The following is a 19,516-nucleotide window of genomic DNA, read 5'->3' as shown; positions in this document are numbered from 1 at the left end:
CAGCAAATTTGCCATCTTATATCGAATGTTATTCTATATTTGTTTTTACCATAAAATTATTACTGATTATAAATGCTCAAGTATTCCAAGCAAACAAGGTTATTATTGGCTGTTGATTGTATCATTTTTGGCTTTGATGGCGAAGTTTTAAAAATTTTACTCATAAAGAGAGGCTTTCAGCCCGAAAAGGGAAACTGGAGCCTGATGGGCGGCTTTGTTCAGCCCGATGAAAGCCTTGACCAAAGCGCCAACAGAATTTTAAAGCAATTAACCGGTTTGGAGGGTGTGTACCTTGAACAGTTATATACATTTGGGCAGCCTCAGCGCGATCCAATTGAGCGAACCGTATCTGTGGCATACTTTGCGCTGGTTGATATCCATAAATATGAGGCCCAGATAAGTGACGATTATCAGGCCGAATGGTTTCAGCTTAAACGTGCCCCTAAATTGATATTTGACCAGCAGGAAATGGTTGAGCAGGCCCGCAAACGCATCCGTTACAAGGCTGCAATGCACCCTATCCTGTTTGAGCTTTTGCCCACCAAGTTTACCATACCGCAATTGCAAACCCTTTATGAGTGTGTGTTTAATACTACTATTGATAAACGCAATTTCAGTAAAAGAGTACTGGCTACCGGCTTGCTTATTAAACTGGCCGATAAAGATAAAGCAGGTTCAAAACGCGGTGCCTATTATTACCAGCTAAATATGCAAAACTACTATGCCAAGTTCCAGGCGTTTATGAATTTCATTCCTAATCCCGATTCCTTATAGATTTTCCAGGTAAAACGTTCAACTTAATCATATATAGATATTACCTGCAAAGTTTAATATGCCGGGGATATCATGGAACAACAGTTAAAACCAACTGTAGGCTAACCTATTTATTTAACATTCTCCAACAATACTACTTTTTTATCCGTATAATAGCTTTAGGCTATAATATGAACCGTTAGCCCGTTTTCAAATATTAGTTAATGAAAAAAAAAGTAAGCTTTTTAGTATTACTGTCGCTTGCTGTATCTGTATGTTTTGGCCAATTCAGGGAAGTTAATAAACTTAAAAAAGACCTTCCTTTAATTCATGACAGCCTACAGTATGTAAACACACTTAACAGGCTGGGCATGCTTATGTATGAGCAAAATATCGACAGCGCTTTTAGTTATGCTAAAAAGGCGAGAACTATAGCCGAACGGCTTGGCTATAAAGCAGGTAAAGCCGATGCCCTGAATGTTATAGGTATTGTTTATGATCTTAAAGGCAATCTGCAGCTTTCACTCCGTTATTATAATGAGGCTTATAACCTGTACAAAGAATTAAAAGACACCTCAAACGTTGTACAGGGTTTAATGAACATTGGTCTGGTATTTAATGAAACCCACGAAAATAAAAAAGCCATAGATTTTTTTAAACGCGCTATAAACACAGGTAAAACCCTACAACGTGATTCTATTATGTCGCTGCTGTTATGTAACTATCTGCTCCTGTACCCTGAGCAGATACCAAAAGATTCGGTTGAAATTTACCTGGATAAGGCGCGGCAAATAGGGATCAAATTTAAAGATAACCGGATGCTGGTTGAAGCAGATCAGATCCAGGGTTTACTGTACCTGCAAAACAATGAGCGTGAAAGGGGCATAGCGTTATTGCAGCAAGCCGTTAACAATGGTTTAGCTATGGAGCTTTCTTATTTAAGCCTTGATATAGTTATTAATCTTGGCGATTTATATATGAGTAACGATACAGCAAAAGCTGTTAAATATTATAAGCGAGGGCTTTCCATTGCCGAAAAAAGTGGTTATCATTATTATGAAAAATTTTTCGGAAAAAAATTATATGATATTTATATAGCTCGAAACAACCTGGATGAAGTACAGCGTTACAGCGAAAAATTACTAAAGCTTTATGAAGATGAGGAAAAATTCGCCAACACATCGGGTGTCGATTACATTGACTATGCACTTAAAGATCAGGAGCTTGAAGCTATCACCATCCGAAGTCAAAACAGGCAGATCCTGGCTATTGTGCTGGGCATCTTATTTGTAATTACTGCTATCACCGTAATATTCACTTACCGGCTATACAACCTCAAAAAAAAGCACGGCCTTACACTTGAAGAACTTAACCGAACGGTACAACTAAGAAATGATAAACTGGAAGTGGATCATGAATTTAACAACCGGCTGGTATCCATTCTTGCACACGATTTCAGGCAGCCCATAGGTGCACTTAAAACACTGGCGACCGTACTTAAAGATGCCGATTCCTTTACACGGGAAGAATTGATGGAACTGGTAGATACCATGGAGCATTCTTCAAACATCTCGTTAGAAATTTTTGAAAACATATTGCAATGGATCAAACAACAGCTATCTGGCTTTGATTATAAAGCCGTGCCGCTACCGTTAAAAGAACTTATTGATGAGGCTATTCAACCCTTTAGCTTACTGGGCAAAGATCGCGGGCTTAAGTTTGTAAACACGGTTGATCCGGCTATTATCATTTACGCCGATAAAGAACTGGTACAATTCATCCATCGCAATTTTATACATAATGCCATCAAGTTTTCGCCCGATAACTCAACCATTACCGTTAGCGCATCGACAGGTAACGATGTAACCGTTTGCGTACAGGATGAAGGCAAAGGCATTTCGCCCGATAAGCTTCAATTGCTCTTTAATTTTAAGGCCAATATGCAGTACAGCAATGAAAAAGAAAAAGGTGCCGGCGTAGCACTCATGATCTGCAAGGATTTTACCGAAAAGATGAATGGACGCATCTGGGTTGAAAACAACCAGGTAAAGGGGGCGATTTTCTGTTACTCGCTGCCCAACATCCGTTGATATGTTATTGTAATTTTTAAATTACGAGTTGAAAAGCAATAGTTTAAGTTTGTAAATTTCAGGATCAAATACAGTTTCCCATAACCTGTTCTTAAACCTATAATTTATGAAAACTTACCTGTTACTGTTTGCAGCGCTGCTGCTTTCTGCTTATTCCTATGCCCAGCAGATACCCGCCCGTTGGGACGAGTTGGTCTCTTCTGATTTCCCTGCCGCACTCGAAAAATCGTCAAAAACCTGTATCCTGCCTATCGGGATCCTGGAAAAGCACGGCCCTCATTCTCCACTTGGTACGGACCTGATCCATGTGCGTGAGTGGGCCGCACATACTGTTAAATCAGAATATGCTGTTGTATTCCCTGATTATTTTTACGGGCAAATTAACGAAGCACGCCACCAACCCGGAACATTCGCACTGCCAAGTAAAGTGATCTGGGATTTACTGGAAGCCACCTGCGATGAAATAGCCCGTAACGGCTTTGATAAAATAGTGATCCTGAACGGCCACGGTGGTAACCCGGAGTTTATTCAGTTCTTTATGCAATCGCTGCTTAACAAGCGCCATAACTATGCGGTATATTTTTATAACCCACATGGCGCTGATAAAGAATACACAGATCAATACCGCAAAATGCATAAATCGGCTATTGAGGGTGATCAGCATGCCGGGGAAAGTGAAACTGCATCAATGCTTTACTATCGCCCAGACCTGATGAAGATGGACAGGGCAGCATCACAATCGGGCGAGAACCAGCACCGCTTAAATTTAACCAATGTTTATACCCCTATATGGTGGTATGCCGCCTACCCTAATCACTACGCGGGCGAAGGCGCAAAGGCCACACCCGAATTTGGCAAATTCATAGCCGAACACGAAATAGCCAGCTTTATACAGGCACTAAAGGCTATCAAGGCCGATACGAGTACCATTAAACTCCAAAATGAGTTTTTTGATAAGGTGGATGCGTTGAATAAGTAAGTGTTAAAAAAATGTCATTGCGAGCGATAGCGTGGCAATCGCACAGAAGCATATCCGACCTGTATAGCGTGCGATTGCTTCGTCGTTCCTCCTCAGCAATGACATATTTTTTTCAATCCTCGCTACCCCCCAAAACCTCATCAATCATCCCAAACGCTTTTGCTTCTTTAGCTATCATCCAATAATCGCGGTCGGATACTTCATGGATCCGTTCGTAACTCTGGCCGCTGTGTTTGGCTGCTATTTCATAAAGTTCCCTTTTCATTTTGGCTATCTGTATAGCAGCAATTTCAATGTCCGACTCCTGCCCCTGCGCACCACCTGATGGCTGGTGCAGCATTACCCTTGAATGCGGCAATGCAGCACGTTTACCATGAGCACCCGCGCATAATAACGTAGATGCCATGGAAGCGGCCATACCTGTACAAATAGTAGCCACATCCGGCGATATGAATTGCATGGTATCATAGATCCCCAATCCGGCGTATACCGAGCCTCCCGGCGAATTGATATAGATCTGGATATCCTTTTTTGCATCTGCCGACTGCAGGAAAAGCAGTTGCGCCTGGATGATGTTAGCTACCTGCTCATCTATCGCAGTACCCAAAAAAATGATCCTATCCATCATCAGCCTCGAAAAAACATCCATTTGCGATATATTGAGCTGGCGCTCCTCCATAATATAGGGTGTCATACCCATGTTTATTTTGCTGTTGTTTACCTGTGCGATAAACCTGTCGACATGTAAACTTTGGACACGGCGATGCCCCACCGCGTATTTGCGGAACTCATTTTGATTGATATTCATAAAATTTAGCTTTTAGCGTTTGCGAAATAAACGCATGATCTTTTGCCTGAAACTCTCATGCTCAGGTTGGCTGAATAGTTTTTGATGCACAGCTTCAATCTCGGCCCTGAAGTTGTTACGGCCATATTGCTGCACCAGGCTCAAGGTTTGCTTATGCCACAACACCTGGTACTTAAGTTCAGGGTTGATGATCAGTTTGGCCTCAAACAGCAACGCTTCGTCAGGTGCTGCCTGTTTAAGAACATGATCATCAATCTCCTTTATCTCATTCAATGAAGTCCTCATAAGCCAGTGATTGTTCTTTAACTGTTTCCCTTACTTTTTCAATGCATTTATACTTTTGCACAGTAGCCGAGCGCTCGCCTGCGTAGCCAAACAAGCTTGCTACGTCTTTCATTGGCAGCTTATGGAAATAAAAAGCACTTAGTAGTTCCATACATTTTTTACCGGTAGTTTCCAGGTAACGCATCAGTTTATTGGCGGATGGCTGTTCGTTAATTTGCTCTGCGACATCAAAGCCTTCGGCAAAACAATCAAAATTTTGATTAAAAAGATTATCTCTGAACTTTTTAAACCAAATGTGTTTGGCAATGCCCAGCAGATACGCTTTTTCGCTGCTAACCAATAACAACTCATTGGCAACTGCCTTTTCGTAAAAAATAACAAGAGCATCCTGAAAAACGTCCTTTGCATCATCAAAGGAGCCACCCATTTTGCTTACATATTTCGCCACAACAGGAAAGGTGCTTTTATAAAGCCCGGTGATAAGTTTTTCTCTTTGTATAACCGGCTCATCAAAAACTATCTCATTTACCATGATCAATGTGTTTAATAGTAAGTGCGTAAAACGGACATTATATCACCGTAAATTTAGAAAAAAATTAACAGGGCCGCCGGCAAACAACGAAGGATTCACGATATTATATCACTGTAAATTCAGAAAAAAATTAACTAACCCTTAAGGTGTTTAGAAGTGAAATCATAGCTAACTTACTCATAAACAAATTGTTTGTGTTATTTTTTTTAAAAATATTATTTAAATAAAAATTAAATAGTATACCTTTATACAAAACCTATTATTATGAAAATTGTTATACCTACAACACTGCTTGCATTAGGTGTACTTACACTTTTTTCATGCAAAAAAGATCACAAATCCCCGACGCAAACAGACGACAAGCTTTACACGCTGAATTTTAGCACGAAGCCAAAGTTGACTACAATGCAGTCGAAGTTAGCGGTGAATTCCACCGACACCGCATTGACTAAAAACGTTAAGTATTTAACCTATTTGCTTTACGATAGCCAGGGGAATTTAAAAAAACAGGTAAACCAGGATTCTGCTTCTGCAAATTTTGGCACCTTTACCACCCAGGTACCAAACGGTACTTTTTATGCTTATTTTTTGGGCAACAGCACGATTTACGGAGCGTCAGTTCGTTTAAGTGATAACATTATTTACAGAGATTCTCGCCTGGATATGTTTTATAAGGCCGATACGGTGGTAGTAAATGGCAGTAATGTTAATGGCAATGTGACAATGAACCGCATAAGTTCCTTACTGGAGTTAAACATAGAGGATGCCATACCTAATGTTATATCTGGTATCTCTATTACTGACTTTGTACCTGCGGGGGTCCTTTTACTAAAGGACACTACATACGCCACTATTAATTCCAGTCCCGATTATGGATACCTACATAGTTACCTTTTTACCAACGCGCAAAAAGGCACTCACAACGTAAAAATACGGATGGCGGTATTCGTTCCCCAGGTTTTGCATACAATTACCTTAAATATTATCGAAAATGGTCGCTATATAGGCCACACTATCACTATAAAGAATGTCAGGTTTATGGCTAACGCCAAAACGATATTATCCGGTACGGTATTCGACAAAGCAATCAATAATCAGGGTGATTTTCATATTAGCATAGAACCGGGCTGGGATACCATTAATGTAAACCTTTAACCTATTTTGAAATGAAAAAATATTATTTTATCATAGCACTCCTGGTTGCCTGCAGCATATTTGTCTGGTCTTGCAAAAAAGATCATAAACAATTACAACCGGTTGAAACATCAAATAAAAAAACATACAATGTAACTTTGGGTGTAAGTGGAAGCAATTTTACTCAACAAATAACTAATGCAACCACTAACAAAATGCATTCGTTAGCCACAGCCGCCTCTGATTCCGCATCGTTGGCGGGCATTATTGATAAACTGTATATTTATATTGTTGACAGCCACGGCTACACTAAGTATAAAGCTGCGCAAACTAAAAGCGATGTTGGCTTTGGCTCAGTAAAAACAGCATTGGCTCCGGATAATTACAGACTGTATATGTTCGGCTGTAAAGATGATGTTAATGTGATCTACTCTGACGCAACTCCGTATTCAGGCACTAATATAGAGGTCGAAGTACACGATATCACCAATGGCACAACACATTATTCAAAATCATGGCCTGATAGTTTTAATTACCTGGGAAATTTGGATGTGTCAGATGATATTAACCAAAGTATTAGTTTATACCGTATTATTTGCCAGGTAAAGGTTGTATTCAAGGATGCAATACCAGCTTCCGTTAAAAGTATAAAGCTCAGTAGTCGTCCCTCAATTGCTTCACTTAATTTAGCCATAGGCTATTTCACTGGCTATGGTACTGGAGACCAGGCAGCCACTGCTTCAGTATCAATTCCTGATTCTTTGATCGGGAAAAAGAATTTTTCTTTATATGTAAATACAGGTAGTGACACATCCTATTTTAATCCCGGGAATTACATTTCTTCGGAAATTAACTGTTACGATAGTAATAATAGCACTATTGTTACCCGCTCATTGGGATCAATATTTTTATATCGGAATCAACAGGCGATTTATACCATCGATAACATGTTTGGGGGAATCACTACTCCTCAAAATGCTTCATTCCAGGTGAGTGTAAATACCGGCTGGAAACCAACGGTTATAACTCAACCGTTTTAAATATTACTGAACAATTAAAGTTTTCTGCAATTTGCAAAAAGAGGATGTCTTAAACACTAAAGGCATCCTCTTTTTTTGTTTATTAGGGTAAGCGTAGCAAAAAGTTTTCTTTCAATAATTTTAGAGCCCTCCATTTACTTAAAAACCACTTGGACAAGCCCCTTCAAATTAAATTACAGATAAGCGTTTTAAAACACTATTTTTAGCGCCTCAAATATTGGTGCTTGAATATCAGTAAAATGATAGCTCAAACATCAATTCATATACGGTTAACAGCAACATAAAAAATGAAAGTTTTAAAGTTTGGTGGGACATCAGTAGGTAGCCCCGCCCGGATGAAAGCGCTGCTTGATATCATTAACCCGGCCGAGCGCCAGGTGGTGGTGCTATCGGCAGTATCAGGCACAACAAACAGCCTTGTAGAAATTGGACAAGCATACCTCGCCGGCGATAAGAAGAAGGCGGTGCAGCTGATTACTATCCTGAAGGATAAGTACGAAATTTTTATTAAGGAATTGTTTGCGAAGCCTGAGTTTTTAGCCCAGGGGAAAGAGGTTATCGACTACCATTTTTCATTACTGAGTAACCTTGCTAATGACCTGTTCACTCATATTGAAGATAAAATCATTGTAGCACAGGGCGAGTTGCTTTCAACTACCCTTTATCATGTTTATTTGAAGGAGATAGGCGTACCATCGGTACTGCTGCCTGCTTTGGACTTTATGAAGACAGATGAGGACAACGAACCTATTGTTGACCACATTACCGAAAACCTGCTTCCGTTACTTGATAAACACCCCGAAGTAAACCTGTTTATTACCCAGGGTTATATTTGCCGTAACGCTTATGGCGAGATAGATAACCTGCGCCGCGGCGGCAGTGATTATACCGCATCATTAATTGGCGCCGGTATCCGCAGCGAGGAAGTACAGATTTGGACGGATATCGATGGCATGCATAATAATGATCCGCGCATTGTAAAAGGCACACAGCCTATTGCGCAGCTGTCATTTGACGAAGCTGCTGAGCTTGCCTATTTTGGTGCGAAGATCCTGCACCCGCAAAGTGTGTTCCCTGCCCAGAAATATAAGATCCCGGTTCGCTTATTAAATACCATGGATCCTAAAGCGCAAGGCACGCTGATCACCAATACAAGCGAAAAGGATAAGATCAAATCTATCGCTGCTAAAGATGCCATTACGGCTATCAAAATCCAATCTAGCAGGATGCTTTTGGCACACGGTTTTTTACGTAAGGTGTTTGAAGTGTTTGAGCGCTATAAAACATCTATCGATATGATCACCACATCAGAAGTTGGTGTGTCTGTTACTATTGATGACACCACCTACCTGGGCGATATCACCAAAGAACTAAACGCTTACGGTTCGGTAGAAATTGATGTAAACCAAACTATTATTTGTGTAGTAGGTGATTTTGGAGCCGAAAAACACGGTTATGCCGCGCGCGTGCTGGAAGCTGTTAAACATATCCCTTTAAGGATGATCTCATACGGTGGCAGCGATCACAACCTGTCGTTACTGGTAAAAACCGAAGACAAGGTTGAAACTTTAAGGAGCTTACATAACAGGTTGTTTTAATTTCGGATCTGGGATTTTCGATTTCGGAATTAATTTATTTGAGATTTTAAATTTAAACGTCATTGCGGAGAACGAAGCAATTTGCAAGGCGCATAGTTCAGCATGATTTGATGATATACTACAATGTTTACAAGTAAAACTATAGATAAATTTAACGGTTTAGAAACTCCGTTTTATTACTACGATCTGGAGGTGCTTAAAAACACCCTGAGTGCCTGCCGAGATGCTTCTGCAAAGCATGGCTTCCATGTGCATTATGCCATGAAGGCCAATTTTAATCCAAAGGTTATCGATACCATTCAAACGTATGGCTTTGGCGCCGATTGCGTGAGCGGTGGCGAGGTAAAGGCGGCCATTGACCATGGCTTTGATAAAAGTAAAGTAGTATTTGCCGGCGTAGGCAAATCAGACAGGGAAATAAACCTGGCACTTGACGCCGATATCTTTTGCTTCAATGTAGAATCTATTCAGGAGCTTTTTATTATCGATGGCCTTGCCAAAGCGAAAAACAAAAAAGCAGGCGTGGCTATCCGCATCAATCCAAATGTTGATGCCCATACGCACCATTTTATCACCACCGGGCTTGATGAAAACAAGTTCGGGATCAATACATGGCAATTGCCTGATGTTGCTGCTGCACTGCGCAAATGTGATAACCTGCAGTTTTTAGGCATCCACTTCCACATTGGTTCGCAAATTACCGACCTTGAGGTTTATAAAAACCTTTGCACCCGTATCAATGAAATGCAGGACTGGTTTGAAGACCGCGGTTTCCCCATCAAAGTACTCAATACAGGCGGCGGTTTAGGTGTTGATTACTACAACCCCGATAATAACATTGCCGATTTTGAAGCTTACTTCCAGGTATTTAAAAACTTCCTGAATGTTAAGCCGGGGCAGGAAGTACATTTTGAGCTTGGCCGTGCACTGGTTGCGCAAAGCGCCTCATTGATATCACGCGTGTTGTATGTTAAAAACGGGCAGAAAAAGAATTTCCTGATCCTTGATGCCGGCATGACCGAACTGATACGCCCAATGCTTTACCAGGCTTATCACCAGATAGAAAACTTAAGCAGAAAAGACCATGGACCATGGACCATAGACCATGGTCTGAAATATGATGTAGTTGGCCCTATCTGCGAAAGCACAGATTGTTTCCAGAAGGATGTAACCCTGCCCGAATCATTCCGTGGTGATCTGATAGCAGTGCGTACAGCGGGTGCTTATGGCGAGGTAATGGCATCTGGCTATAACCTGCGCGACAGAGTTGGCAGCGTTTATTCTGAATAAGCTATTTAAACCTGTAGCCAAGTCTTAGCTGCACGTAGCTACCGGCTTCAACAATACCTATAAAATTTTTAATCTGCATAAAATAAGCAGCGGTTACAAAACCAGGATTATAAACCCTGTAGTCGTAATCGCTGTTTTTATTTCGGTACACATTATCGTTGCCGAATGTGCCGCCCCAGAAAAGCCGGAAACCAAACTGATTGGCAACTTTATTGGTATGAAATATAATTTCGGTTGTACCACCTAATGTAAACAGATCGGCGCGCGGATCAGTATAAAAGCCCGGCTTATTGGTAACGGCCTTCCTGAAATTAAGATAATCGCCAAACTCATGGCTGTAAGCTGCTTCAAAACCAATAAAACGAAAATCGATATGGCTACCGCTTACAAAAAAGTTGCCTGACAGCCTCCCTCCTGCCACGCCGAAAAACTTATTTTTAAAATAGTTGGGGTCCTGTGGCTGCAGCTCGCTGTTATGATAGTTTCCTAACGTACCAAAAGCGCCGTAGGCAAGGTTAAAGTGGTCAAACACGTGCCCACGGCTTAAATTCAATTGCGCACTAACCAACTCGTCCGAGTAATTAGGGCTTTCATCAACCACCAATGCACCTGAAATGTAATTTGCCGATTTAACAACATCGGCAGATACCGGTTTTGGCAGATAAGCAATATCGCTATGGTGCATGGCCGGCGCATAAATATGATCACTGCACGAGCTGATGATCATACCGGCAACAAATAAAAGCAGGCTGAATTTAAGTTTCATCGTAAAAAGTCCGGATCAGGTTTATAAACAGGATTCTGAACAATAATACGTTAAAACAAGTGATAAAATAACAAACCCTACTGATTATTACACCAGGCCATTAATAAAATTATCGGTAAAGTCCTCAGCAAAATGAATCACATTCTGCAATGCTTCAAACTCCTCCTGTTGGTGGGTTGTAGTAAGTACTACCGCTTTCATACCTGCATTGGCAGCTGCTTCGGCACCTTTGGGTACATCTTCAAATACAATGCAGTCTGTGGGCAATGTACCCAGCAATTCCGCCGCTTTTAAAAAGGTTTCGGGATGAGGCTTGCTTAACACCACATCATCGGCACTTACTATTGCTTTAAAATAATGCCTGATGTTAAGGTTATCCAGTACAAAATCAATATTAAAAGGGATTGCTGCCGAGCCAATAGCCATGAGGATACCGGTTTGATAAGCCTTCTCCAAAAAATCATGTAAACCGGGTAAAAGTGCCAGGTGAGGCAAAAATTCGTCCTGGTAGCGCTGTTCTTTAAGGTACGAAAGCCTGTCCATTTCTTCGGTGGTAAAACGATCGGGGCCAAACATGCGTACCAGTACTTCCTGGTTTTTGCCATACATCTGGGGTTTTACTTCGTCCCAGGTAAAGTTACCGCCAAGGTCGGTATTTAAGAGATATTGCCATGCTTTGGTATGAAAGGGCATATCATTGATCATGGTGCCGTTAAGGTCAAATATAAAGGCCTTCATTTGCGTTGTACTATTTTTATTAAGAGGAAACAAATCACAGTCGCGGTTGTGTCGCAAACTTAACCTTTTTAAAAACTAAACTCCAATGGCATCTTATATTCTTTAAATACACCGACGGATAATTTTTGATACATAAGGGGGATGTTGGATGTGGCTGAATTATCGGACAAACTTTTTGAAGCTATTTTGTTGTGATATTCCTCCGGCGAAGTTCGCTGACTCGAAACTGAATGTTTTTGCATCTAAAACCATAGTTTTCAGCCATTAAACAAGCATTTACATGAGTTGAAATCTGATTTTAGATTCCTGATGTTTAATCATTTATTCGGCGGGCTGTCTCCCGGCCTATTTAGTTTACATCTAAATTAGGGTTATGGTATTGCTTTATTACGGTAAATTATCCATACCTTGGCCGCATTAATAAATAAAATAATGCAAAATCAAGGAACAGTAAAATTTTTCAACGAAACAAAAGGTTTCGGATTTATAGTGCCAAGCAATGGCGGTCCGGATATTTTTGTTCATTCAACAGGCCTTATTGACGAAGTTCGTGAAAACGACACCGTTGAATACGAAGTTGAAAACGGCCGTAAAGGTCTTAACGCGGTAAATGTAAAAGTTATATAATTATAATATAATCATTAAGCCTATCAGGCACTCAATTTTTTGAGTGCCTTTTTTATTGTTTTGCTTTTTGTTAATCTGCCAGGTATATAAACTTAATATTTAGGTATTATCTTCAAATAAAAACTGGCATTGTTGTTGTTTATCCTGTAATATCATAAATCGACTACACATAAAACAAACAAAGAACATGAAAGATCAAGCAAAAATTATAGCAGCACTATTGGTAGGTGCAGCAGCAGGTGCAGCTTTGGGTTTATTGTTAGCTCCCGAAAAAGGCACTGAATTAAGGGGCGATATTGCCGACTATATAAATGATTTGGTTGATACAGCCAAAACCAAAGCACAAACCACAGCCGGAGAGATTAAAGATTACAGCAATAATGTAATTGATAAAGCTAAAACCAAGTTTAGCGGCACTGTAAGCGATCTTTGGGATGCCAAAGATAAAGCTGTTGACGCAGCTAAATCAAAAGCCGATGAAATTGCAGGCAAAGCCGGCGATGCTGCCGAAAACGCAAAAGATAAAGTTAAAGCAACAGCTAATGACTGGAACAATTCTGTACAAAACGCATAATATTTAGTACTATCATAAAATAATAAAACCCGGCCAATATAGCCGGGTTTTATTATTTATAAACATTTTTATTATTTATTCCAGGTGTTGTTGCTTCCATCGGCGTCCATAAATATGCCGCCATTTAAGGTTACGGATTTAATGGTTTTAGTAGTTTTGATATCTACCGAAATTTGCTTTTGATTTTTTTCCCAAACTGCCGGTGTTTGATGAATGCTTTCAGTCGAACCATCTGCATAAGTAACCTTTACATCAAACGGAACTACAAAGCCGCCAACATTCTTAATAGCAGCAGTATAACCGCCTGCCGATTTGGTTACGCTTTTTAGCGATAAATCAATATAGTAATTGGTGAAAAACCAGTTGTTGAAAAACCAATCGAGGTTTTTACCGGTGATATCGCTCATCGAGTTAAAATAATCCCATGGTATCGGGTGCTTGCCATGCCAGCGGTCCATATAGCCGTGTAACGCTTTTTTAAACAATACGTCGCCCAGCATATCTTTCAGTGCAAAATAACTTAATGATGGCTTGCCATACGAGTTATTACCGTATCCGCCCCTTAGCTCGCTTGATGGGGTGATAACCGGCAGGTCTTCGGCAGTTACGGCATCATGGATCCACCTGTCAACGCGAAAGGTTTTGTATAAAGTTTCGGCTTTTTCCTTGCCCACTTCTGATGTGCCTATCAGCAATTCAAAAGTTGTTGCCCAGCCCTCGTCCATAAAGGCATAACGGCTTTCGTTGATACCCATATAAAAGGGGAAATAGGTATGCGCAATTTCGTGGTCCTGCACAAATTGCGAAAAACGAACATCATTAGTGTGGCTGTCGTTAACCATCATAGGGTACTCCATATCGGCAAAGCCTTGAAACGAAGTCATTTTAGGGAACGGATATGGTACACCCGGCCAGTTATGTGAAAGCCAGCCCAATGAGTTACGGCCTGCCTGTACAGCATGATGGAAATCTTCCGAGCTATCTAAAAAAGCGGCCTGCATGCTTGCGCGGCGATTTGTTGCGTCATCAACCACAACGCTGGCGGCATCCCATACATAATGATCACTAATGCCTACAGCCATATCGCTGATGTCGTTGGCGGTCCATGTCCAGGTATTCATGTCTTTTTGAGCCGTTACCTTATGAGCGGCCATTTCAGCTGCAGACGCCACATGAATAGTTGAGTCGCTGGTAAATGAGGCCTGCAAACGTTTAGCATATTCGGGCTGTAATACCTCGTTAGGGTTTTGCAGTGTGCCTGTAGCCCAAACTACGTAGTTTTTGGGAGCAGTAACGTGCAGTGTATAGTCATTAAAATCGTTGTAAAACTCTTGTGCATCCAGGAAGGGAAGCCTATCCCAGCCGTTGTAATCGTCATATACCGATACCCGCGGATAAAAATAAGCCAGGTAACAGGTAGTAGAATCAATCATGCCTTCGCGGCCGCTTTCTTTGGAAATTTCAAAATGCCAGCCGATATCCAATTTAACAGAATCATGCGGTAAAAGCGGTTTGCTAAGGCTTACAAACTGATTTGTTGAGGCAGAAGGAACCTTCTTTGCGTCCCCATTAACCGAAAAATTATCAAACTGAATACCAGGCGTTAAATAATCGGCTGCAGCATCACCAAAACGGGCGGCACCCGGTTTGTGAACGTTCAGGATCAGCTTCATGTTAAGCCTTTTTAAGGTATCCGGGCTATTGTTAATATAGGTGATTTGCTCAGTGCCTTTTACGGTGCGGTTTTGAGGTATGGCCGTAATGCTGATGTTATAGCGGCCATAATTTTGCCAGTACTTTTTGCCGGGGCGGCCATCGGCCGAGCGGGTTTCGTTTTTAAATGCTTTTTGTATATCGCGGGGCATATACAGGCTTTGAGCCTTAACCTGTACAAAAGCAATACAGGATAAAGCAGATAAAATAATGGTTTTGGTCATACGTCTTAAATTTCAGTTGCCAAGTTAAATCAATTGGACTAAATAACGATATGCGGGAAGCATTAATCCTACAATTTAAAATAAAAAAGTGATTGATAAATCGTTACATCAGTCGCTTTTTGTAACAAAGCTGTCACAAAGAATATTTATGAATAAATATTTTGTGCTATCGGATATATTTTTTTTTACTTTGTTATCAGTTATTTTAATAGGGGTATTAAATAACTAACATTTAAGCCATCTGCGCTATGCGGATGGCTTTCTTTTTTATATACGCTTAATTCGCAACTATATATTCTTTACTGATAAGTGTAAACAGTTCGTCGTTGTCAATTGATTCGTCTTTACATTCAGTAAGTAATTGTTGAGCTTCGGTATAATTAAGCTGTTTGGCCACCATTATTAGCATATGGCACGATGTTATATTAATATGCTCAAGTAGCTGCAGATACATCATAATATCCATATCCAGTAATACCGGTATAGTTTGCCCTTCATCCAGGCAAAACTCATCCTTAACAATGGACTTTATAGGGTTGCAATTCTTATCTGACGGGATTTCATTAATCAGGGTATACACCTTATTCATCCGTTGTATCTGCTTTTTGATATCGTCCCAAAACTCCTGTATCGCCTGCTGTAATGCTGTAAACGAAGCCAGGCCCTTCAAATGCTCAAGATGTTTATCAAGGTAACATTTACCAAAATAGATGCGGTTGAGGTTGTGGACAAATACCTGTTTTAACAAATCGTTATCCAATGTTTTAGGGGTATTGTTGCTCATGGTATGAAGTTCAAAGTATATAATTATGGTTGATACATTTCTTAAAAGCTATTAATCACACAATTGCTTATCAAACTTACCTTAAAATAAGTAAGTTTTATTATCAGACTGGATGTGCCCGGATAAATTAACTTTGTACAGTAATAACATAATATTATGAAATATAAATTAGGCGATTTTGTTCGGTTTGTTGATGAAAAAATGGAAGGTTTTGTAACCCGCATCATCGACGAGCAAATGATAGGCGTTACCGGCGATGATGACTTTGAGATTCCCGTACTGGCCAGTAAAGTAACTTATGTACATGGTTATCAGCCTGCAGGAACAACAAAAAACACAAATACTACTGATGAAAAACCAATAGCAACTGCTGAATTTGCGCAAAAAGGCGTTTACATTGGCGTAGTAACCGATGCCCGTGCAAACTCTGTAGTGCATTTTCATTTAATTAATGAAACATCATTTCAGCTATTAGCTACTTTAACAACTGATAAACAGCAGGTATTTAAAGGTGAATTTGCAGGTGTGATAGCACCAAAATCAACCGAAAACATCTACTCTGCGCAACTGGCCGATCTGCAGGTGTGGCCTAAATTTATTTTCAGTGTTTTATTCAGTACCAAACAAAATATTGAACCTCCTGCACCTTTAGCTATACATGAAAAATTTAAAGCCAAAGATTTCTCGACCACTAAGAAGAACATCCCCTTACTTAACCAGGCCGGCTGGCTGATCAGGCTTGATGAGCCCGAACTGGTTATTGATGCTCAAAAGCTAAAGGAAAGCTTTTTTGAAACTCCAATCGAAAAAATAGTTGTCGAAAAACCGGTTAGTGAGGTTGATCTGCATATAGAAAAACTGCGTGACGACTACCAATTTTTAAGCAGTTCTGAGATCATGGAAATTCAGTTGGCACATTTCCACAAAGCACTGGATGCAGCCATAGTGCATCAACTACCCGATATTACTTTTATACATGGCGCCGGCAATGGTACGCTACGCAATGAACTGCACAAACAGTTAGGCAGACATAAAAAAGTACAAACTTTTATGGATGCCCGTAAAGAGAAATTTGGTTACGGTGCTACCAAGGTATTGTTGAAATAACGGCTTCTTGCCTAAGACTTACGAAGTTTTGAGAACTTCGTAAGTCTGCTTTTTAGTTCCTTATTTTTTCGCAAACCAAATCTCAAGATTAGGCAGCTTTAAAGTTTGATGCGGCGACGCAGGATCATGCAGCTTTAAACTCACCGGGTAAAGCTTATTTGCCTCGAACATTACAGGGTCAAGATCTTTTATGTAGATGTTTTGCGGGATACTGTGGCTGATAGCAAAAGGAATATTCTTTTTAAAATTGTTGAACACTTTTATTAGTAACTGGTTATTGCCGGGCATTAAATCAAGGCCAATAATATGGTCTACAGATCCGGCATTGTCCGGATTATTATTGATGATCATTTGTGTGCCATTGAACACAACAACAATACCGTCTCCGCTTGTGATTTTAACCTGCGCATAAATCAAACCTTTTTCCACCCTGATGTTTTGCAGAATATAATAGGCATTATCCATTCTGGCAGGCAACTCAATAAGCTGCCAGTTTTTGTAACTATCCATGCGCTGCCATGGTTTATCGGGGTCGTTAGTATATGGCTTGGCAACGTCAATTTTGTCGGCAATACCATTTAAGCCGCCCAAACCAGCTGAATACGGCCCGGTGATATATAGAGGCCCCCATTTAATTTTAGCGGTATCAACCTTGTACTTCATCAGCCTGTCGTTATCAAGCTTAATTGTTGTAGTAACATCGTTAACTGCAAGATCAATCACATTACCTTTCTCCTCGTCGGTATACTTGATTGAGGGACGATATTTTCCTGTTGCGGTAGGCTTAATTGTCCAGGCTTGCTTTACCGTGCTTTGATAGTTACTGTTATAATCAATACCCGATGAACTGTAATAATTATAAGCATTATGTTCATCCAGTTCCATATGCCCGTAGCTGCTCCTGATAATATGAACGGGTTGTACTTTATAACCTTCGGCAATATCAACTGTTATAACTTTAATTTGCTTTTCATTATCAAAATTTGCCGGTAATGTGATCACAGCAGCATCGGCCATCTGTTTAAATTGAAGTGATTGTTGTTCACCTAAAACAGATACTCCCTTGATCTTACCTTCAAGGCCAGGTAAAGTAATAATACCATCAGCCGGTACCGAGGTAACAAAAAGGTAAAGTTTATCTGGCTTACTGGTGATATTACCCCAGTTAAATGCTGTAAAAAACGGATCGGCAGTGGTACCATAAACAGCTTCGGCATTTCTGTGAAGCCAGGCTCCTATTTTCAATAAAACATCTTTCTCAAAACCTACTACCGAACCATCACCTTTTGGGCCGATATTGAGCAGGTAATTCCCTCCCCTGCTAATCACACGGATAAGACTCTCCAGTTTTTCCTTATATTTTTCGTCCTCACTGCCGCGTTTCTGCCATGACCGGTAGCCCCATGTTTCGTCAAAAAATGAAGCCGGCGACTGCCATGGTACCCCAATGGAATAATCGGGATATTGATTATCGCCCATAACAGCAAAATCACCCTGATCATTACCCAAACGGCTGCTCACCATACAATCGGGCTGCAGGCGATGAACCAGTTGATAAAGTTCTTTACTTTGCTCAGGACTCTGTGATCCCATATCAAACCAAAGCTCGGATATGGTTCCATAGTTTGATAATAATTCGGTTACCTGTTTTTTGTTATACTCATGATGCTCGGGCGTTACATAATCTGAGTTATGGCTTGATATAGGCGATGCCTGCGGATAATGCCAGTCTATCAGCGAAAAGTATAAACCAAATCTCAAACCATGCCTTTTACAAGCTTCGGCCATTTCTTTTACCACATCACGCTTAAAAGGCGTAGCATCAACTACGTTAAAATCAGTAGTTGCTGTTTTAAACATGCAAAACCCATCATGATGTTTTGAAGTAAGCACAACAGAGCGCATACCTGCTGCCTTAGCCAGCAAGGCAATACTATCGGCATTCCAGTTTACCGGATTAAAGTTTTTAGCGAGGTTAGCGTATGTATCGCTGTAAATACCTGCATGAGCCTGAATTTGCTCACTTAAACCGCGGGTAACAGGTTTGCCATCCCAAACACCCCCCAAAACCGAATAAATACCCCCGAAATGGATAAACATAGAAAACTTTTGATCCTGCCATTGCTTTATTGAAGATGAGGGTGGCTGTGCAAATGCAAACTGAGTACAAATTAATAATAACAGAAAGCAAACATTTTTTTTCATGGCAAAAATTTCGGTAGTTCAAAGTGTAAAAAAGTTGTTAATAAACAAAACCCAAAGCCGCCAAGTGTAAACAAGATTACACACATCTTCACACAATTTCACTATTATTTTACACTTTTATCAATAAACACACAGTATAATTGTGAAGTACACCTCAAAAATTGCTGTTTTTTTAATAAAAATATTATTTGCATCTTTGTAACGACGCAGGCAAAACCCTAATTCATAATTAAAATCCTCTGGCCTTATGGCTGGAGTTTATTTAACCT

18 protein-coding genes are annotated in these 19,516 nt (G+C 40.3%); 10 read left to right on the top strand and 8 right to left on the bottom strand.

Annotated elements, in window-relative coordinates; genetic code table 11:
- Nucleotides 1-72: 72 nt before the first annotated feature.
- From ACEN9X_RS18915 to ACEN9X_RS18905, 3 genes are all read left to right on the top strand, one after another.
- Nucleotides 73-774, top strand: coding sequence for an NUDIX hydrolase (locus ACEN9X_RS18915; protein ID WP_413666600.1), 702 nt, complete (start codon nt 73-75; stop codon nt 772-774).
- 203 nt (nt 775-977) lie between these two features.
- Entirely contained in the window at nt 978-2,843 is a 1,866-nt protein-coding gene (locus tag ACEN9X_RS18910; RefSeq protein WP_413666599.1) for an ATP-binding protein, read from the top strand.
- A gap of 106 nt (nt 2,844-2,949) precedes the next feature.
- Complete coding sequence (locus ACEN9X_RS18905; protein ID WP_413666598.1) at nt 2,950-3,822, top strand: creatininase family protein; 873 nt, start codon at nt 2,950-2,952, stop codon at nt 3,820-3,822.
- Nucleotides 3,823-3,934: 112 nt separating this feature from the next.
- On the opposite strand, the gene ACEN9X_RS18900 is transcribed toward ACEN9X_RS18905, so the two are convergent.
- Genes ACEN9X_RS18900 through ACEN9X_RS18890 form a run of 3 tightly spaced genes read right to left on the bottom strand, consistent with a single transcriptional unit; the run spans nt 3,935 to nt 5,447 of the window.
- A complete protein-coding gene (locus ACEN9X_RS18900) occupies nt 3,935-4,630 on the bottom strand; it encodes an ATP-dependent Clp protease proteolytic subunit (protein WP_413666597.1) in 696 nt (231 codons plus the stop codon).
- A gap of 12 nt (nt 4,631-4,642) precedes the next feature.
- On the bottom strand, nt 4,643-4,915 hold the full coding sequence (locus ACEN9X_RS18895) for a hypothetical protein (RefSeq protein WP_413666596.1): 273 nt from the start codon (nt 4,913-4,915) through the stop codon (nt 4,643-4,645).
- Nucleotides 4,896-5,447, bottom strand: a complete 552-nt coding sequence (locus tag ACEN9X_RS18890; protein WP_413666595.1) for an RNA polymerase sigma factor — start codon at nt 5,445-5,447, stop codon at nt 4,896-4,898. Before ACEN9X_RS18890 ends, ACEN9X_RS18895 begins: the two co-directional genes overlap by 20 nt.
- A 264-nt stretch (nt 5,448-5,711) precedes the next feature.
- Here ACEN9X_RS18890 and ACEN9X_RS18885 point away from each other — a divergent pair, with 264 nt between their 5' ends.
- From ACEN9X_RS18885 to lysA, 4 genes are all read left to right on the top strand, one after another.
- Nucleotides 5,712-6,602: a hypothetical protein gene (locus tag ACEN9X_RS18885; protein ID WP_413666594.1), complete on the top strand. Its 891-nt coding sequence runs from the start codon at nt 5,712-5,714 to the stop codon at nt 6,600-6,602.
- Nucleotides 6,603-6,613: 11 nt separating this feature from the next.
- Nucleotides 6,614-7,621, top strand: coding sequence for a hypothetical protein (locus ACEN9X_RS18880; protein ID WP_413666593.1), 1,008 nt, complete (start codon nt 6,614-6,616; stop codon nt 7,619-7,621).
- A 287-nt stretch (nt 7,622-7,908) separates the two neighbouring features.
- The gene (locus ACEN9X_RS18875) at nt 7,909-9,219 is read left to right on the top strand and encodes an aspartate kinase (protein WP_413666592.1); all 1,311 of its coding nucleotides are present in this window, start codon (nt 7,909-7,911) and stop codon (nt 9,217-9,219) included.
- A gap of 123 nt (nt 9,220-9,342) precedes the next feature.
- On the top strand, nt 9,343-10,509 hold the full coding sequence (gene lysA, locus ACEN9X_RS18870; protein ID WP_413666591.1) for a diaminopimelate decarboxylase: 1,167 nt from the start codon (nt 9,343-9,345) through the stop codon (nt 10,507-10,509).
- Between the two features lies 1 nt (nt 10,510).
- Here lysA and ACEN9X_RS18865 read toward each other — a convergent pair whose 3' ends face one another.
- Together ACEN9X_RS18865 and ACEN9X_RS18860 are read right to left on the bottom strand one after the other, a co-directional pair.
- A complete protein-coding gene (locus ACEN9X_RS18865) occupies nt 10,511-11,275 on the bottom strand; it encodes a hypothetical protein (protein WP_413666590.1) in 765 nt (254 codons plus the stop codon).
- Between the two features lie 87 nt (nt 11,276-11,362).
- A complete protein-coding gene (locus ACEN9X_RS18860; RefSeq protein ID WP_413666589.1) occupies nt 11,363-12,013 on the bottom strand; it encodes an HAD family hydrolase in 651 nt (216 codons plus the stop codon).
- 432 nt (nt 12,014-12,445) lie between these two features.
- On the opposite strand from ACEN9X_RS18860, the gene ACEN9X_RS18855 reads away from it, so the two are divergent.
- Nucleotides 12,446-12,640 carry a cold-shock protein gene (locus tag ACEN9X_RS18855; RefSeq protein ID WP_090533335.1) on the top strand — a complete coding sequence of 65 codons (195 nt, stop codon included), beginning with the start codon at nt 12,446-12,448 and terminating at the stop codon, nt 12,638-12,640.
- 187 nt (nt 12,641-12,827) lie between these two features.
- The gene (locus ACEN9X_RS18850; RefSeq protein ID WP_413666588.1) at nt 12,828-13,214 is read left to right on the top strand and encodes a YtxH domain-containing protein; all 387 of its coding nucleotides are present in this window, start codon (nt 12,828-12,830) and stop codon (nt 13,212-13,214) included.
- A 71-nt stretch (nt 13,215-13,285) separates the two neighbouring features.
- Here ACEN9X_RS18850 and ACEN9X_RS18845 read toward each other — a convergent pair whose 3' ends face one another.
- Both ACEN9X_RS18845 and ACEN9X_RS18840 read right to left on the bottom strand, forming a co-directional pair.
- Nucleotides 13,286-15,151: a M1 family metallopeptidase gene (locus ACEN9X_RS18845; protein ID WP_413666587.1), complete on the bottom strand. Its 1,866-nt coding sequence runs from the start codon at nt 15,149-15,151 to the stop codon at nt 13,286-13,288.
- Nucleotides 15,152-15,428: 277 nt separating this feature from the next.
- On the bottom strand, nt 15,429-15,935 hold the full coding sequence (locus tag ACEN9X_RS18840) for a DUF892 family protein (protein ID WP_413666586.1): 507 nt from the start codon (nt 15,933-15,935) through the stop codon (nt 15,429-15,431).
- A 156-nt stretch (nt 15,936-16,091) separates the two neighbouring features.
- On the opposite strand from ACEN9X_RS18840, the gene ACEN9X_RS18835 reads away from it, so the two are divergent.
- Nucleotides 16,092-17,042: a Smr/MutS family protein gene (locus ACEN9X_RS18835; RefSeq protein WP_413666585.1), complete on the top strand. Its 951-nt coding sequence runs from the start codon at nt 16,092-16,094 to the stop codon at nt 17,040-17,042.
- A 60-nt stretch (nt 17,043-17,102) separates the two neighbouring features.
- On the opposite strand, the gene ACEN9X_RS18830 is transcribed toward ACEN9X_RS18835, so the two are convergent.
- Complete coding sequence (locus ACEN9X_RS18830; protein ID WP_413666584.1) at nt 17,103-19,247, bottom strand: alpha-L-fucosidase; 2,145 nt, start codon at nt 19,245-19,247, stop codon at nt 17,103-17,105.
- Nucleotides 19,248-19,516: the final 269 nt, after the last annotated feature.

It is taken from the genome of Mucilaginibacter sp. Mucisp86, from assembly GCF_047324315.1.
Lineage (GTDB): Bacteria > Bacteroidota > Bacteroidia > Sphingobacteriales > Sphingobacteriaceae > Mucilaginibacter.
This window is presented reverse-complemented; position numbering and strand designations above follow the sequence as displayed.

What these genes read in the sequence shown, in the direction of transcription:
- ACEN9X_RS18900 (WP_413666597.1), bottom strand. Translation starts at nt 4,630, where the DNA reads ATGAATATCAATCAAAATGAGTTCCGCAAATACGCGGTGGGGCATCGC.
- ACEN9X_RS18860 (WP_413666589.1), bottom strand. Translation starts at nt 12,013, where the DNA reads ATGAAGGCCTTTATATTTGACCTTAACGGCACCATGATCAATGATATG.
- ACEN9X_RS18865 (WP_413666590.1), bottom strand. Translation starts at nt 11,275, where the DNA reads ATGAAACTTAAATTCAGCCTGCTTTTATTTGTTGCCGGTATGATCATC.
- ACEN9X_RS18895 (WP_413666596.1), bottom strand. Translation starts at nt 4,915, where the DNA reads ATGAGGACTTCATTGAATGAGATAAAGGAGATTGATGATCATGTTCTT.
- lysA (WP_413666591.1), top strand. Translation starts at nt 9,343, where the DNA reads ATGTTTACAAGTAAAACTATAGATAAATTTAACGGTTTAGAAACTCCG.
- ACEN9X_RS18840 (WP_413666586.1), bottom strand. Translation starts at nt 15,935, where the DNA reads ATGAGCAACAATACCCCTAAAACATTGGATAACGATTTGTTAAAACAG.
- ACEN9X_RS18835 (WP_413666585.1), top strand. Translation starts at nt 16,092, where the DNA reads ATGAAATATAAATTAGGCGATTTTGTTCGGTTTGTTGATGAAAAAATG.
- ACEN9X_RS18830 (WP_413666584.1), bottom strand. Translation starts at nt 19,247, where the DNA reads ATGAAAAAAAATGTTTGCTTTCTGTTATTATTAATTTGTACTCAGTTT.
- ACEN9X_RS18915 (WP_413666600.1), top strand. Translation starts at nt 73, where the DNA reads ATGCTCAAGTATTCCAAGCAAACAAGGTTATTATTGGCTGTTGATTGT.
- ACEN9X_RS18855 (WP_090533335.1), top strand. Translation starts at nt 12,446, where the DNA reads ATGCAAAATCAAGGAACAGTAAAATTTTTCAACGAAACAAAAGGTTTC.
- ACEN9X_RS18850 (WP_413666588.1), top strand. Translation starts at nt 12,828, where the DNA reads ATGAAAGATCAAGCAAAAATTATAGCAGCACTATTGGTAGGTGCAGCA.
- ACEN9X_RS18885 (WP_413666594.1), top strand. Translation starts at nt 5,712, where the DNA reads ATGAAAATTGTTATACCTACAACACTGCTTGCATTAGGTGTACTTACA.
- ACEN9X_RS18910 (WP_413666599.1), top strand. Translation starts at nt 978, where the DNA reads ATGAAAAAAAAAGTAAGCTTTTTAGTATTACTGTCGCTTGCTGTATCT.
- ACEN9X_RS18905 (WP_413666598.1), top strand. Translation starts at nt 2,950, where the DNA reads ATGAAAACTTACCTGTTACTGTTTGCAGCGCTGCTGCTTTCTGCTTAT.
- ACEN9X_RS18880 (WP_413666593.1), top strand. Translation starts at nt 6,614, where the DNA reads ATGAAAAAATATTATTTTATCATAGCACTCCTGGTTGCCTGCAGCATA.
- ACEN9X_RS18890 (WP_413666595.1), bottom strand. Translation starts at nt 5,447, where the DNA reads ATGGTAAATGAGATAGTTTTTGATGAGCCGGTTATACAAAGAGAAAAA.
- ACEN9X_RS18875 (WP_413666592.1), top strand. Translation starts at nt 7,909, where the DNA reads ATGAAAGTTTTAAAGTTTGGTGGGACATCAGTAGGTAGCCCCGCCCGG.
- ACEN9X_RS18845 (WP_413666587.1), bottom strand. Translation starts at nt 15,151, where the DNA reads ATGACCAAAACCATTATTTTATCTGCTTTATCCTGTATTGCTTTTGTA.